The 13,139-nt window shown below is 71.2% G+C and carries 16 protein-coding genes; 8 read left to right on the plus strand and 8 right to left on the minus strand.

Annotated features, from left to right (window positions below; all coding sequences use genetic code 11):
• Positions 1 to 21: 21 nt before the first annotated feature.
• The 7 genes from HJG45_RS20450 to HJG45_RS20480 all read left to right on the plus strand — a co-directional run bounded on the left by HJG45_RS20450 (position 22) and on the right by HJG45_RS20480 (position 6,569).
• Positions 22 to 1,566, plus strand: coding sequence for an FAD-dependent monooxygenase (locus tag HJG45_RS20450; RefSeq protein WP_171614493.1), 1,545 nt, complete (start codon positions 22 to 24; stop codon positions 1,564 to 1,566).
• A 56-nt stretch (positions 1,567 to 1,622) separates the two neighbouring features.
• A complete protein-coding gene (locus HJG45_RS20455) occupies positions 1,623 to 2,597 on the plus strand; it encodes a tripartite tricarboxylate transporter substrate binding protein (protein WP_171614495.1) in 975 nt (324 codons plus the stop codon).
• Between the two features lie 44 nt (positions 2,598 to 2,641).
• The gene (locus HJG45_RS20460; RefSeq protein ID WP_171614497.1) at positions 2,642 to 3,247 is read left to right on the plus strand and encodes a DUF938 domain-containing protein; all 606 of its coding nucleotides are present in this window, start codon (positions 2,642 to 2,644) and stop codon (positions 3,245 to 3,247) included.
• Positions 3,248 to 3,283: 36 nt separating this feature from the next.
• Complete coding sequence (locus HJG45_RS20465) at positions 3,284 to 4,876, plus strand: GMC family oxidoreductase (protein WP_171614499.1); 1,593 nt, start codon at positions 3,284 to 3,286, stop codon at positions 4,874 to 4,876.
• 154 nt (positions 4,877 to 5,030) lie between these two features.
• Positions 5,031 to 5,783: a Sir2 family NAD-dependent protein deacetylase gene (locus tag HJG45_RS20470; RefSeq protein WP_217362989.1), complete on the plus strand. Its 753-nt coding sequence runs from the start codon at positions 5,031 to 5,033 to the stop codon at positions 5,781 to 5,783.
• Between the two features lie 69 nt (positions 5,784 to 5,852).
• The gene (locus HJG45_RS20475) at positions 5,853 to 6,224 is read left to right on the plus strand and encodes a hypothetical protein (RefSeq protein WP_171614516.1); all 372 of its coding nucleotides are present in this window, start codon (positions 5,853 to 5,855) and stop codon (positions 6,222 to 6,224) included.
• A gap of 54 nt (positions 6,225 to 6,278) precedes the next feature.
• Positions 6,279 to 6,569: a hypothetical protein gene (locus HJG45_RS20480; protein WP_171614518.1), complete on the plus strand. Its 291-nt coding sequence runs from the start codon at positions 6,279 to 6,281 to the stop codon at positions 6,567 to 6,569.
• Between the two features lie 84 nt (positions 6,570 to 6,653).
• Here HJG45_RS20480 and HJG45_RS20485 read toward each other — a convergent pair whose 3' ends face one another.
• The 8 genes from HJG45_RS20485 to HJG45_RS20520 form a co-directional block, all read right to left on the minus strand.
• Entirely contained in the window at positions 6,654 to 6,920 is a 267-nt protein-coding gene (locus tag HJG45_RS20485) for a hypothetical protein (RefSeq protein ID WP_171614520.1), read from the minus strand.
• A 56-nt stretch (positions 6,921 to 6,976) separates the two neighbouring features.
• Positions 6,977 to 7,309, minus strand: coding sequence for a hypothetical protein (locus HJG45_RS20490; protein WP_171614521.1), 333 nt, complete (start codon positions 7,307 to 7,309; stop codon positions 6,977 to 6,979).
• Between the two features lie 76 nt (positions 7,310 to 7,385).
• On the minus strand, positions 7,386 to 7,778 hold the full coding sequence (locus HJG45_RS20495; RefSeq protein WP_171614523.1) for a hypothetical protein: 393 nt from the start codon (positions 7,776 to 7,778) through the stop codon (positions 7,386 to 7,388).
• 85 nt (positions 7,779 to 7,863) lie between these two features.
• Complete coding sequence (locus HJG45_RS20500; RefSeq protein WP_171614527.1) at positions 7,864 to 8,832, minus strand: amidohydrolase family protein; 969 nt, start codon at positions 8,830 to 8,832, stop codon at positions 7,864 to 7,866.
• Positions 8,833 to 8,901: 69 nt separating this feature from the next.
• On the minus strand, positions 8,902 to 9,552 hold the full coding sequence (locus HJG45_RS20505) for a trans-aconitate 2-methyltransferase (protein ID WP_171614529.1): 651 nt from the start codon (positions 9,550 to 9,552) through the stop codon (positions 8,902 to 8,904).
• Between the two features lie 238 nt (positions 9,553 to 9,790).
• Positions 9,791 to 10,108: a hypothetical protein gene (locus HJG45_RS20510; RefSeq protein ID WP_171614531.1), complete on the minus strand. Its 318-nt coding sequence runs from the start codon at positions 10,106 to 10,108 to the stop codon at positions 9,791 to 9,793.
• Between the two features lie 96 nt (positions 10,109 to 10,204).
• Positions 10,205 to 10,402 carry a hypothetical protein gene (locus tag HJG45_RS20515; protein WP_171614533.1) on the minus strand — a complete coding sequence of 66 codons (198 nt, stop codon included), beginning with the start codon at positions 10,400 to 10,402 and terminating at the stop codon, positions 10,205 to 10,207.
• A gap of 490 nt (positions 10,403 to 10,892) precedes the next feature.
• Entirely contained in the window at positions 10,893 to 11,780 is an 888-nt protein-coding gene (locus tag HJG45_RS20520) for an HWE histidine kinase domain-containing protein (protein WP_171614535.1), read from the minus strand.
• On the opposite strand from HJG45_RS20520, the gene HJG45_RS20525 reads away from it, so the two are divergent.
• On the plus strand, positions 11,722 to 13,017 hold the full coding sequence (locus HJG45_RS20525; RefSeq protein ID WP_171614537.1) for a hypothetical protein: 1,296 nt from the start codon (positions 11,722 to 11,724) through the stop codon (positions 13,015 to 13,017). The two genes, HJG45_RS20520 and HJG45_RS20525, sit on opposite strands and share 59 nt — an antisense overlap.
• Positions 13,018 to 13,139: the final 122 nt, after the last annotated feature.

Genomic DNA, 13,139 nt, shown 5'->3' on the forward strand with positions numbered 1-13,139 from the left:
GTCAGTCCATAGGAGCCGTCGATGCCCGAGCCCGACATCCTCATCGCCGGCGCTGGCCCCACCGGCCTGGTGCTCGCCCTCTCCCTCGCCCGCCAGGGCATCGCCTGCCGCATCCTCGACAAGGCGGCCGGGCCGGGCGAGGCCTCGCGCGCCATGGTGGTGCAGGCCCGCACGCTCGAGCTCTACCGCCCGCTCGGCCTCGCCGAGGCGGTGATCGCCGCCGGCATCCCGGTCGAGACGGTGCACATGCTGGAGGAGGGCGAGGAGGAGGCGCGCATCTCGCTCCGCGAATTCGGCGCCGGGCTGAGCCCCTACCCCTTCGCCCTGGCCTTCCCGCAGGACGACCATGAGCGCCTGCTCGAGGCCGCGCTGCGCGAGGCGGGCCTCGCGGTGGAATGGGGCACGGAGCTGACCGGCTTCACCGAGACGCCGGAGGGCGTCACCGCCACGCTGCGCCGCGACGGGGCCGAGTCCACCTGCCGCGCCGCCTGGCTCTGCGGCTGCGACGGCGCGCATAGCCGGGTGCGGGAGACGCTCGGCCTCGGCTTCGCCGGCGGCACCTATGAGCAGCTCTTCTATGTCTGCGACGCCCGCATCGAGGGGCCCTTCCGGCGCGACCTCTTCATCCATCTGGCGCCGCAGGGCCTGTCGCTGATGCTGCCGGTGCGCAGCCGCGGCGTGCAGCGGCTGATCGGCATGGTGCCGCCCGAGCTGGCCGGGCGCGCGGGGCTCGGCTTCGAGGACATCCGCGCCCCGGCCGAGGCGCTGCTCGGCATCCGCGTCGCCGAGGTGAACTGGTTCTCCACCTATCGCGTGCATCACCGCATGGCGGCGCGGTTCCGCCAGGGGCGGGCCTTCCTCGCCGGCGATGCCGGGCACATCCACAGCCCGGCCGGCGGGCAGGGCATGAACACCGGCATCGGCGATGCGGTGAACCTGGCCTGGAAGCTCGCCGCGGTGGTGCGCGGCCGGGCGGCGCCGGCGCTGCTCGACAGCTACGAGGCGGAGCGGCTGCCCTTCGCCCGCCAGCTCGTCGCCACCACCGACCGGGCCTTCCGCGGCGCCGTGTCGCGCGGCCTCGGCGGCCGGCTGCTGCGGCGCTGGCTGCTGCCGCATCTGCTGCCGCTCGTCGCCGGCACCGATGCCGGGCGGCACGCTTTCTTCCGCATCCTGTCGCAGATCCGCATCGCCTATCCCGACAGCGCCCTCAGCGAGGGGCGGGCCAAGGGGGAAGCTGGCAGCGTCGCGGGCGGCGAGCGGCTGCCCTGGGTGCCGGGCCTTGACAACTTCGCCCCGCTCGATGGGGCATCCTGGCGGGTGCAGCTGCATGGCGTCGCGCGGCCGGACTATGCGGCGGCGCTCGCCCGCCTCGGCCTGCCGCTCGATGCCTGGCCCTGGAGCGAGGCGGCGGAACGGGCCGGGCTGCGCCGCGACGCCGCCTATCTGCTGCGGCCGGACGGCTATGTCGGCCTCGCCGATCCGGCGCAGGAGGCCGACCGGTTGGCGGCCTATGCGGCGCGCCACGGGCTGCGCTTCGCCGCCGCCATGCCATCGCCCCTGGAATGACAGCCGCCGCCCCATCAAATGAGGCAGCGAGGCGCCCGCTCGCGCCGGAGAACCCGATGCGCCGCCGTCACGCCCTGGCCCTGCTGCTGCTGCCCGGCCTCGCCGCCGCGCAGGCGACCGATCCGCCGCGCCGCGGCAGCGGCCCCATCCGTCTCATCGTGCCCTTCGCCCCCGGCGGCGGCGTCGATGCGGTGGCGCATGTCCTCGCCCCGCCGCTCGCCGATGCGCTCGGCCGCGCCATCCTGATCGAGAACCGGCCGGGCGGGCACGGCATCCCGGGGGCGGAGGCGCTGGTGAACGCGGCGCCGGATGGCCGCAGCCTCGGCCTGACCAACACCGCGCCGCTCGGCATGGCGCCGCTGGTCGACCGCCCGCCCTATGACAGCGACCGCGACTTCACCCATGTCGCGCTCATCGCCGAGACGCCGAGCGTGCTGCTGGTGCCGGCCGGCAGCCGCTTCGCCGAGTTCGCGCCCTGGCTCCGCGCGGCGCAGAGCTGGCGGCGCGGTCTCACCTACGGCAGCCCGGCGCTGGGCAGCCTGCAGCATGTGCAGGGGGAGGTGCTGGCGAAGGCGGCCGACGCGCAACTCGCGCACATCGCCTATCGCGGCACGGGCGCGGCGCTGCAGGACCTGCTGAACAACCAGGTGGACAGCCTGATCGCGCCGCTGGCGAGCGTCATGCCGGCGGTGCAGGCCGGCCGGGTCCGCGCCCTGGCGGTCAGCAGCCCCGGCCCCGAGCCGCTGCTGCCCGGCATCCCGAGCTTCGCCGCCCTCGGCTATCCGCAGCTCACGGCGACCGCCTGGACCGGGCTGAGCGGGCCGAAGGGCCTGCCGGGCGAGCTGGTGGCGCAGTTGAACGCCGCGGTGAACCGCATCATCGCCCAGCCGCAGGTGGCCGGCGAGCTGCGGGCCGCCGGGTTGACGCCGCCGCCGCGGCCGCTCGATGCCGCCGCCTACCGGCGCCTGGTCCTGGATTTCCAGCAGGCCTGGCGGCCGGTGGTCGAGGCGGCGGGGATGGCGGCGAAGTAGCGCCCGGGGGTACGAGACGCCGCGCCCGCCGCTATGCTCGGCGCATGACCGATGCCCGCCGCCACGCGCCCGCGACGCAACGCAACCGCGACCCGATCCTCGCCGTCCTGCGCCATGCCCTGCCGGCGGCGGGGCTGGTGCTGGAGGTCTCGAGCGGCAGCGGCGAGCATGCGGTGCATTTCGCCGCCGCCCTGCCCGGCCTGACCTGGCAGCCGAGCGACCCGGACCCCGCCGCCCGCGCCAGCATCGCCGCCTGGGCGGCCGAGGCGCGGCTGCCCAACCTGCGGCCGCCGCTCGCCCTCGACGCCGCGGCGGAGCAGTGGCCCATCGACCGCGCCGATGCGGTGGTCTGCATCAACATGATCCATATCGCCCCCTGGGCGGCGGGGCTCGGCCTGCTGCGCGGCGCCGCGCGGCGGCTGCCGTCGGGCGGGCCGCTCATCCTCTACGGTCCCTACCGGCAGGGCGGGCGGCACACCGCGCCCTCCAATGCCGCCTTCGATGCCGGCCTGCGCGCGCAGGACCCGGCCTGGGGCGTGCGCGACCTGGAGGCGGTGGCCGAGGCCGCCGCCGTGGCGGGCTTCGGCGCGCCGGAGGTGGTGGCGATGCCGGCCAACAATCTCACCCTCGTCTTCCGCCGCAGGGATTGATGCGCCACCCTGGCGGCCAGGGAGAGACGCCAGGCTATGGAAGAGACCGACTATCTCGTCATCGGCGGCGGCTCGGCCGGCTGCGTGGTCGCGGCCCGGCTGGGCGAGAGTGGCGCCCGCGTCACGCTGCTGGAGGCCGGGCCGAAGGACCGGCATCCCTGGATCCACATCCCGGCCGGGATGATCAAGCTGCTGCAGAACCAGAAGTTGGTGAACTGGGGCTACACCACCGAGGCGGAGGCGGCGACCAATGGCCGCGAGATCCGCTGGCCGCGCGGCCGCACCCTCGGCGGCTCCTCCTCCATCAACGGCATGCTCTATGTCCGCGGCAATCCGGCCGATTTCGACATCTGGGCGCAGATGGGCTGCCGCGGCTGGTCCTATGAGGAGGTGCTGCCCTTCTTCCGCCGCAGCGAGCACTACGTCCAGCGCGGCGACCCGGCCTATCGCGGCCAGGGCGGCCCGCTGCAGGTCGAGGACTACCGCACCATCCTCCCCCTTACCCACCGCTTCATCGAGGCGGCGCAGCAGGCGGGCCATCCCTTCCGCAAGGATTTGAACGGGCAGGAGCAGGAGGGCGTCGGCTATTCGCAGATGACCCGCATCGGCCGCTGGCGCGGCTCGACGGCGCGCACCTTCCTCGCCCGGGCCAGGGGCCAGGTGCGCATCGAGACCGAGGCGCAGGCGAGCCGGCTGCTCTTCGACGGGCGGCGCTGCATCGGCGCGGAATACCGCCAGCACGGGGCGCTGAAGCGGATCCGGGCGAGGCGCGAGGTCATCGTCGCCGGCGGCGCGGTGAACTCGCCGCACCTGCTGCAGCTCTCGGGCCTCGGCCCGGCGGCGCATCTGCAGGCGCTCGGCATCGCGGTGGTGCAGGACATGCCGCAGGTCGGCGCCAACCTGCAGGACCACTTCGTCTCCCGCGTGCAGCACCGGGTGAAGGACAGCCTCAGCACCAACCAGCTCGCGCATGGGCTGCGGCTCGCCGGCGAGGTGGCGCGCTTCTTCGCCCTCGGCCGCGGCGCGCTGACCTTCGGCGTGACCACCGCCCAGGTCTTCGCCCGCAGCCGCGAGGGGCTGGCGAGCCCCGACCTGCAATTGCTGTTCACGCCCGCGAGCTACGCCCTCGGCCAGTTCGGCGTGCTGGAGAAGGCCCCGGGCATGACCTGCGCCATCTGCCCGGTGAAGCCGGACAGCCGCGGCACGGTGATGGCGGCCTCGCCCGATCCCTTCGCCCGGCCGGCGATCCGCCCCAACTATCTCTCGGCGCCCGGCGACCAGCGGCTGCTCGCCGAGGGCATCCGCATGGTGCGGCGGATCTTCGCCCAGCCCGCCATCGCCCGCTACAGCGTCGAGGAGACGCTGCCCGGCCCGGGCACCGCCTCGGAGGCGGAGATGCTCGCCTTCAACAGGCAGTACGGCACCACCATCTATCACCCGGTGGGCACCTGCCGCATGGGCGAGGACCCGGCGAGCGTGGTGGACAGCCGGCTCCGGGTGCGCGGCATCGCGGGGCTGCGGGTCGCCGATGCCTCGGTCATGCCGACGCTGACCACGGGCAACACCAATGCGCCGACCATCATGATCGGCGAGAAGGGCGCGGCGATGATCCTCGAGGATGCGGGCTGATACCAAGCGCCCTCGGTCGCCGGGCGCAAACCTCCGGTTTGCTTGGCTGCGCGACAATGAGTCGCGGGCCCCGTTCGGGGCCTCGGACCGGTCAAAGGACCGGCCCGTCGGGATCAGAGGCCATCCCTTCCTTTTCGCAGGAGTTCGGCATGTGTTGAACCACCAGATCGAGCAGCTGCGGGCCATGATCGAGGGCGCCCAGCGCATCGTGGTCTTCACCGGCGCCGGGATCAGCACCGAATCCGGCATCCCCGACTACCGCAGCCCTGGGACCGGCACCTGGGAGAAGATGAAGCCGATCTATTTCCAGGAATTCCTCGCCTCGCCCGAGGCGCGGCGGGAGGCCTGGCGGCGGCGCTTCGAGAGCGACGCCACCATGCGCGCCGCCGAGCCCAACCGTGGCCATCGCGCCGTCGCCCGGCTGGTGCGCGAGGGGCGCGTGCGGGACGTCATCACCCAGAATATCGACGGGCTGCACCAGGCTTCCGGCGTGCCGGAGGCGCAGGTGATCGAGCTGCACGGCAACACCACCTATGCCACCTGCCTCTCCTGCGGGCTGCGGCACGAGATCGCGGATATCCACGCCGCTTTCGCCCAGACGGATGCGGTGCCGGATTGCCGGCGTTGCGGCGGGTTGCTGAAGACGGCGACGGTGAGCTTCGGCCAAGCCATGCCACAGGGCCCGATGCTGCGGGCGCGGCAGGCGGTGCTCGCGGCCGATCTCTGCCTCGTCCTCGGCTCCTCGCTCGTCGTCTATCCTGCGGCCGGCTTCCCGGAGATGGCGAAGCGCAACGGCGCCGGGCTCGTCATCCTCAACCGGCAGGAGACCGGCCTCGACGACATCGCCGACCTTGTCATCCATGAGGGGATCGGCGACGTGCTCGGCGGTGCGGTCGGGGTGAATTAGAGAGGCTGGAGCATTTGCCGTGAACCGGAGTGAACGGGATCTGGCCTGTCGCTACCTGGGTGGCGCGCCGTGAGCGGCGAGGCTGCCGGAACGCGCCAGGATGTCCCGCCCCCCGAGGCCGGGATCGACGACAGCGAGGACACCCGCCCGCCGCCGACCACCGGCACTCCGGAGAGCGGTGCCTGGTTCAAGGCGCAACTGGCCGACTTGGAGATGTCGCAGAGCCAGTTCGCCCGCTGGCTGCGGGCCCGTGGCGATGACCGCAAGCCGCAGACCGTCCTGCGGCACATCCAGCGCATGGCTGCCGGCCAGGCCCGGGTCTCGGGCGAGATGCGGGTCATCCTCAACATGATGCGGCAGGGACGGCGGAACGCGCTCGAGCGGCAGGCCGCGAAGGTGGAAGCGACGTCGCAGGCCCTCGAGGTTCCGGACGATGCCTGACGTCGTCGGCGATACCATGGTGGCATGCTGGGAAAGGCTGGTACGGGTACGAGAATGAACGGCATCGCTCCTGGGATACTGCTCGAGAAGGCAGCCGAGTGTCCCGACACTACGCTCGTCGTGACCGTGGTCGACGCGGAGGCATCGATCGACTACGTGCGCACCACGCGGCCCACGGATCTCGTCATCATCGCCCGCAGACTGCTGCAGGAGTTTCTCGACGAGACGGAGTGGGCTGAGCCTGGCACGGTGGATCCCGATCTTCGAGGCCGTGTGGGCCGTGCGCTGCTCGAGCTTCCCGGGACTGATCCCGATGAGGCGGCGGACCAGGATGACAGCAAGTAGCTGCATGCGATGTGCCTGTCGCGGCGCAGGACTGGCCGGAAGCGGGCGCGATGCCCGGCACGCGGCAGCCGGCCTCGGTGAAGGTCATCGATTGCTCCACCACGGGCGCCGCGCGTCCAGAAGCTTTGCCACGAAGAAGCACCCGAACGACAGGCACAGCGCGTCAGCGCCCGGCGGATGAATCCAGCCCGGTAAGGCCAGGTTGTCGGCGCGGCGCCGCTCGCCGCGGCACGCAATCAGGATGCCGGCCACGTCTCGCGCTCGCGCCAGCATTCCAGCGGGCGGCCTCGCATAGTGCCCGATCCGGCTGACCGTGAGGCCGAGCGCCGTGCGTGTCCCCTGCTGGACCATGATCCGCTCACACAGGGTCACGGATCATGGTCCAGGCCGTTATTTGATCGCGTGAGTCACGCTTTTCGGTGAGTCCACCTCAAGCGATCACGCTCTAGAACCGTCGCATAGTGGAACAGCAGGCCCGGCGCATCCATGACCGGCGCGCCATCGACGCTGCGCAGGCCATGGCGCCGGACGAACTCAGTGAGGAAGCCGTCGCCGGGGATCAGGACCTCGGCACCCATGGCGAGCAGCATGCAGCTCTTGGACAGGTCAACGCGGGGAATGTCGACGAGGGAGCGGGCCGCCCACAGCGTCGGATCGTAGAAGCAGCCGAGGGCGAAGGCGTCGTAGCCGCCTCGCTCCGCCGCGAGCGCGGCCTCCCCACCTGCTTGCTCGCTGAGCATCCCAGATACCGGTGCCGGATCGCGTGGATCGGCGCGACATCGGCGCCGCAGGTCCCCGGTCGCAGGCCAGGCAGCGTCACCGTCCGGCCTGCTGGCAGCACCGCCCGGGCATGGCGCGCGAGGGTGGCGCGATAGATCGGTGCGCGGTCCAGGTCGCCGAAGCTCTGGTGCCAGATGCGCATCGCTCAGGCCATGGCGCCATGGCGCGCCGCATGCGCCCTGGCAAGTTCCACGGGCCCGGTACGCAGGCGGCATTGTACGCTCGCACGGTCTCGTCCAACGCCGCCGGCGTCGCCCCGATCTGCACCGCCAGTTCCTCCAGCGTCCCGCCGCTGATCGGCGGCTGGTCGGTTCGGATCACAAGCCGCAGGTTCGGCACCTCGAGATGGCGGGCATCGAGGATCACATGCGCCAGCCCGTCGCGCTGCTCGAAGATCCGGCGCGTGACGCTCTCGTAGTGCGCGTCCATCGTACCGGGCGCCTCATCGGTGAAGCGCGACCCGGTGAGGAACGGGGTGGGCAGAAAGTCGTGGCGACGTGCGGCCCCTCGCGGGTCACGACTGTCCTGGTGACCAGCCATAGGCCTTGGCGCAGGCGCCACCCATGAGCATCGACCGCTCGGCATCGGTCAGGCGCTCGGTGTCGAGGAAGGGTTTGACAGCCTGCTCGTAGTTCACGACGGCGAAGGCGCGGGTCCAGTCGGTGCCCCACAGGCAGCGATCGAAGCCCCAGGCATCGAATACGCGCGCCAGCGGGTCCCAGATGTCGGGGAAGGGGTACGGCTCCTGCGACAGCGTGCAGGCGCCGCTGACCTTGATCACGGCATTCGGGCGCCTGGCGAGCTCGAGCACCTTCGGGAGATCGGCCCAGGGTTGCGGCGGCGCCGGGGGCACGCGCGGCTGCACGATGCCGAGATGGTCGATGATGAAGCGCGTCTCCGGATGGCGATCGATGATCGCGGCGCCGGCGTCCAGATTGCCCCAGCACAGGATGTTCACCGGGAAATCGTGCTGCCTGGCGGCGCGCAGGATCCGGTCGATCCCGGGATCGCCCGGATCGCGTCCCGCCTCTTTCGGCAGCATGATGCGGATGCCGACGGCGCCAGGCGTCCGCTTCCATTCCGCGATGACATCGGCAACGGCCGGATCGTCCGGGTCGACGGGCTTGACGATGGCTATGCGGTCGGGATGGGCGCGTTGCACCTCCACCGCATAGCTGGCGTCGTAGCGATACATGGAGAAGGCCGAGATGAAGATCGCGCCGTCGACGCCGACCTTGTCCATCGCCGCCACCATCTCGTCGCCCGTGACATGGTCGGGCCAGTTCGGCACCGTGTGCCAGGGACGTTGCGGCGTATTGGCCTCGTAGGCATGCACCTGTGAGTCGATGATCTTCACCGGGCGGCTCCTCCGTTCCGCAAGAGCTTGGCGACCGCATGAGCCTGGTGTCCAGGGGGAGGCGATCACCGCTGCCGACCGGGCACCCCGCACGTCGCCGATGCCGCCGCCCTGTGCGAAAGACACGGAATGATTCGAAGCGGAATCGCACCTCGCCCATGTTGGCGAAGGACCACCCTCATCGGCGGGCCGGGGCTATTTCACCGCGAGCAGGCAGGCGTAGTTCTGGGCTGCGGTCGGGTTGTCGATCTCGATCTCGAAATGCTGCAGCGACCTGGGATCGGTGAAGCCTGCCTGGCGCAAGAGGTCCAGATGACCAGCCACCTCGAAGCGGCCGGCTTCGTATTCCCATGCGGTACCGTCCGGCTTGATGAAATCGCCGTTCACCAGGATGCCGCCCTTTGGAAGGATTTCCCAGCAGCGCCTGTAAACATCGGCGATGGCCTGCTGTCCCCCGAGGTCGTGCAGCGCCCAGGTCGATATGACGGCATGCGGCCGCCTGGCAAGCAGCTTTGGCCAGGACTGGTTCATCAGGTCAGCCTGGGTGAAGGTGACCCGCGATGTCAGGTCGCCAAGCGTTCGCCTGGCCACCTGGAAGAATGCCGCGGAGAAGTCGAGACCCTCGTAGTGCAGCGTTGGGTGTCGTTCCAGGATGTGCCGCGCCATGTAGCCTGGACCAAGGCCGAGCTCCAGGACATTGGGATCGCGCATGGGGAGCTGGTCGATTTCGGCCAGCACCATGTTGAACAGGGCCAGTCTCGGGGGCGACGGGACGAAGCGGTCGGCCCATCCCTGAACGAATTCAGCGTCGTGGAATTCATGCAGCGCGCCGACAAAGCCGGTCATGCCAGGCTCCTCCCTTCTCCCTGAAACGCGCCCTTGCGAAACCAGTCGGTGCCGTGCGCCGCCAGGGATCGAGCATCGTGCTCACCGCCGTCGGACAAGCGCGTGAACGAGGCATTCAGCGTCGGAACCTGACGGTTAGAGCGTGATCGCTTGAGGTGGACTCACCGAACAGCGTGACTCACGCGATCGAACAACGGCCTGGACCATGATCCGCGACCCTGCGTGAGCGGATCATGGTCTAGCTCGTGGGGATCGACGACGTCTTGGCGGACCCCTGCTCGACCGGCGTTTCATCCGTGCTGGGCGCGGCCTCGCCTGCGGCCTCCCCGACCAGCCCGCCATCCGGGTTTGCCTGCGGCCGCTCGTCCAGCAGCAGGGTCTGTATGTCGGGGGAACATCGCTGCCTAACGTGATCGGTGAGGCCCAACTCCCCGACCCTTGCCCGCAAGCGGGAGCGCTGCTCCGGCTGAAGGTGCTCCATGACACTGGCCAACGCATGGTCGAGCAGGGCGATGAGGGAGCGATCCGGAGATTCGTTCGTCGTGGTATCGGTCATGCGCAGAGCGCACCATGTTCGATGCCTGGTTCGCAAGGGGTTTGCCGCCGGAAACGAACCACTCCTGGGGATGGTAGGCACGGCAGAGGAGCGGCACTACGCCGCTGCGGTGCACGGGTGTTCGGGGATCTCGCCGCTGAGCCGCCTGGTCAGCGTCGCAGCGGCCTCGGCGAGGTCCGGTCGCGCGGCCGCGACGGCCTCCAGCGGATAGGAAGCCGGCGCACCCGCAAGGGCTTCGTTGGGCCCGAAGACCGGCATGGCGATCGCCCCGGCGTGCGGTGCGGCCTCCTGCATGTTCGAGAGCGATTGTCTGGTCGCGTTTGGCGAGTTCGGGTGGTTGCGGCGGGCCGGCAGGTGTCGCGTGCGCACGGGCTACCGAGCTGCGGCAGCAGAATTCGCCGGACCTGTTCGACTGCGATGTCGCCACCGGCGCCGGCACGGTTGTCGATGGGCGCCGGCTGGCCGAGCGCGGATTGCGGCGAGTTCTGCAGGACCAGGCTGCGCAACTCCGGCCGATTGCCGTAGCCCTGGAGGCGCCGATGTGCGAGCTGCCCGGCACACCCACCTTCCGGGATGGCGGCGTCGATCCCGTCCTCCCACCCGGGCGATGTCGCCGGACACGGCCCCGCCAGAGGGCCACAGCCGCCTTCGACCTGGTCCGTCACGCCGTCTAGAGCGTGATCGCTTGAGGTGGACTGACCGAAAAGCGTGCATCACGCGATCAAACAACGGCCTGGACCATGATCCGCGACCCTGCGTGGGCGGATCACGGTCCAGGGCACCCTCACGCCGCGAGCGGGGCGCCCGCGGCGACGGTCACCACCCGTGCCGCCGGCAGTGCGATCCGGCCGACCAGCCCCCCGCGGTCCCAGCACATCTCCAGCCGGCCGCCGAGCTGGCGGGTCACCGTCCCCTGCAGCACCCGCGTGCCGAAGCCGCAATTCCTGGGCGGCGCCGCGACCTCCGGCCCCCCTTCCTCCCGCCAGGTCAGGGCGAGCCACTCCATCGCCGGATCGGCCCAGCCCCATTCCAGGATCAGCCGGCCATTGGGCTGGGAGAGCGCGCCGTATTTCATCGCATTGGTGGCCAGCTCGTGGATCGCCATCGCCAGCGGCTGCACCGCCGTCGGCGCGATGGTCACCGGCGGGCCCTGCAGCACCGCCCGCGGCTCGCCCCGCTCGGTGCTGAGGAAGGGCGCCAGCTCGCCGCGCAGCAGGGCCTCGATGGCGACGCCGTGCCATTGCGTGTTGGAGAGCAGGGTGAGCGCCTGGGCCAGCGCGCCGATCCGCCCATCCACCTCGCGCACGAAGCTCTCGATATCCGGCGCCCGGGTCAGCCGCAGCGCGGCGCGCGTGGTGGCGAGGGCGTTCTTGGCGCGGTGGTCGACCTCGCGCATCAGCAGGTCGCGCCGGCGCTCCGCCTCGCGCTGCTCGGCGATGTCCTGCACCAGCACCACCATCCGGCCGGGCGCGCCGGGCAGCGGCGCGGTGGAGAGCCGCACCGGCAGGCGCGAGCCGTCGGGGCGGAGGAATTCGGTTTCGTAGGGGTCCCACCAGCCGCGCGCCCGCGCCTCCGCCATCGCCCGGTCGCCGAGGCCGCGCTGCTCCGGCAGGATGGCGCCGAGCAGGTTCCAGGACCCCGACTCGACCTGCGCCCGGCTGCTGCCCGTCATTTACCAGCAGGCGATCATTCGCCGCCACCGTCTCGCCGCCGATGGCGTCGAAGATCGCCATCCCGATGGCCCGGCTCTCGAAGACGCTGCGGAACCGCGCCTCGGCGGCCTGGCGCGCCTCGGCCGCGGCGCGGTCGACCACCGCGCGCTGCAGCGCCGTCTCGGCCGCCGTCGCCGCCCGGGTCTGGCGCAGGGCGAGCAGGGCGACGAGCAGCAGGATCAGCGCCGCCGCGGCGGCGGCCATGCCGTAGGCCAGCAGGTTGGTGCGCCAGCGCTGCAGCACCGCATCGACATCGGTGCCGAAGAAGACGTAGACGGGCCAGGTGCCGACCTGCGCGAAGGCGCAGATGCGCATCGCGCCCTCGGTGCCGAAGGAGCCGGTGAGGACGCCGTGGCGGCTGCCCTCGGCGATGCGGCGCATCAGCAGGCTCGCGGCGTCGATCCGCTCCCCCTCGATGATCGGGCCGGGCTCGCGCACCAGCAGCGCCCCGTCAGCCCGCATCATGCCGGCGAGGTGCCGGAAGCGCGGCGCCGCCTCGGCATAGAAGCGGGCGAAATAGGCCGGGCTGAGCGAGACATGGATGATGCCCGCGAAGCCGCCCGCGGCATCCGAGCGCCGGCGGCTGATGGCGAAGGAGGTGATGCCGGTCGCGCGCCCGGTGAAGACGGCGCTGACATGGGCGCCGGCCTCCGGCGTCTCCCGATGCGCCCAGAAGAAGTCGCGGTCGGCGATGGAGACGGCGGGGTTCCAGGGCCCGCTGCCGGCGCGGACATGCCCCTCGGCATCGGTCACCCAGATCGAGACCACCTGGCCCAGGGCCTGCTCCGTCGCCTGCAGGAAGGCGCTGGTCTCGGGCGCGGCGATGCCGGCGGCATCCATGTCCCGCAGGTGGTCGGTGACCCGGGCGAGGACGAGGTCGGCGCTGTCCAGCACCTTCGCCGCCTGCTCCTGCAGGATGGTGGCGGTGCGCTGGACCGTCTCGGTCCCCTCCTGCAGCACCTCGGCGCGATTCCACCAGGCGGCCGCAGTGAAGAGCAGGGCGGGGACGACGAGCGCGGCGGCCAGGACCACCTGCTGCACCTGGAGTATCGTCGCGGTCATCCGCACTTTCCCCCGCTCGGCATCCCGCAGCCGTGCGGCACGAGGCCAGAACCGGGTGGTGGCACCCGCAATCGGCGCGACGGGACCGAGAGCCGATGGCATGGTGTGACCATTTTGAACCGAACACGTAATTAATAACGGTAACGTGTGGTCTCTTCCAACCGAAAATTTGCCAAAGGCGGGGGTGACGACATCCGTGGCGGCTCATGCCAACGGCATAAATATTTCATTCACACCGAGCGCCCGAACGGGCGTTG

The sequence above is a fragment of the Roseicella sp. DB1501 genome (assembly GCF_013112485.1).
In the GTDB taxonomy this organism is placed as follows: Bacteria; Pseudomonadota; Alphaproteobacteria; order Acetobacterales; family Acetobacteraceae; genus Paracraurococcus.

Excerpts from the sequence above, each read along its gene's own strand:
- HJG45_RS20510 (WP_171614531.1), bottom strand. The coding sequence starts at position 10,108 with ATGACCGATACCACGACGAACGAATCTCCGGATCGCTCCCTCATCGCC.
- HJG45_RS20485 (WP_171614520.1), bottom strand. The coding sequence starts at position 6,920 with ATGGTCCAGCAGGGGACACGCACGGCGCTCGGCCTCACGGTCAGCCGG.
- HJG45_RS20455 (WP_171614495.1), top strand. The coding sequence starts at position 1,623 with ATGCGCCGCCGTCACGCCCTGGCCCTGCTGCTGCTGCCCGGCCTCGCC.
- HJG45_RS20525 (WP_171614537.1), top strand. The coding sequence starts at position 11,722 with ATGGCGCCGAGCAGGTTCCAGGACCCCGACTCGACCTGCGCCCGGCTG.
- HJG45_RS20515 (WP_171614533.1), bottom strand. The coding sequence starts at position 10,402 with ATGCAGGAGGCCGCACCGCACGCCGGGGCGATCGCCATGCCGGTCTTC.
- HJG45_RS20505 (WP_171614529.1), bottom strand. The coding sequence starts at position 9,552 with ATGACCGGCTTTGTCGGCGCGCTGCATGAATTCCACGACGCTGAATTC.
- HJG45_RS20460 (WP_171614497.1), top strand. The coding sequence starts at position 2,642 with ATGACCGATGCCCGCCGCCACGCGCCCGCGACGCAACGCAACCGCGAC.
- HJG45_RS20480 (WP_171614518.1), top strand. The coding sequence starts at position 6,279 with ATGAACGGCATCGCTCCTGGGATACTGCTCGAGAAGGCAGCCGAGTGT.
- HJG45_RS20450 (WP_171614493.1), top strand. The coding sequence starts at position 22 with ATGCCCGAGCCCGACATCCTCATCGCCGGCGCTGGCCCCACCGGCCTG.
- HJG45_RS20495 (WP_171614523.1), bottom strand. The coding sequence starts at position 7,778 with ATGGACGCGCACTACGAGAGCGTCACGCGCCGGATCTTCGAGCAGCGC.
- HJG45_RS20520 (WP_171614535.1), bottom strand. The coding sequence starts at position 11,780 with ATGACGGGCAGCAGCCGGGCGCAGGTCGAGTCGGGGTCCTGGAACCTG.
- HJG45_RS20465 (WP_171614499.1), top strand. The coding sequence starts at position 3,284 with ATGGAAGAGACCGACTATCTCGTCATCGGCGGCGGCTCGGCCGGCTGC.
- HJG45_RS20490 (WP_171614521.1), bottom strand. The coding sequence starts at position 7,309 with ATGCTCAGCGAGCAAGCAGGTGGGGAGGCCGCGCTCGCGGCGGAGCGA.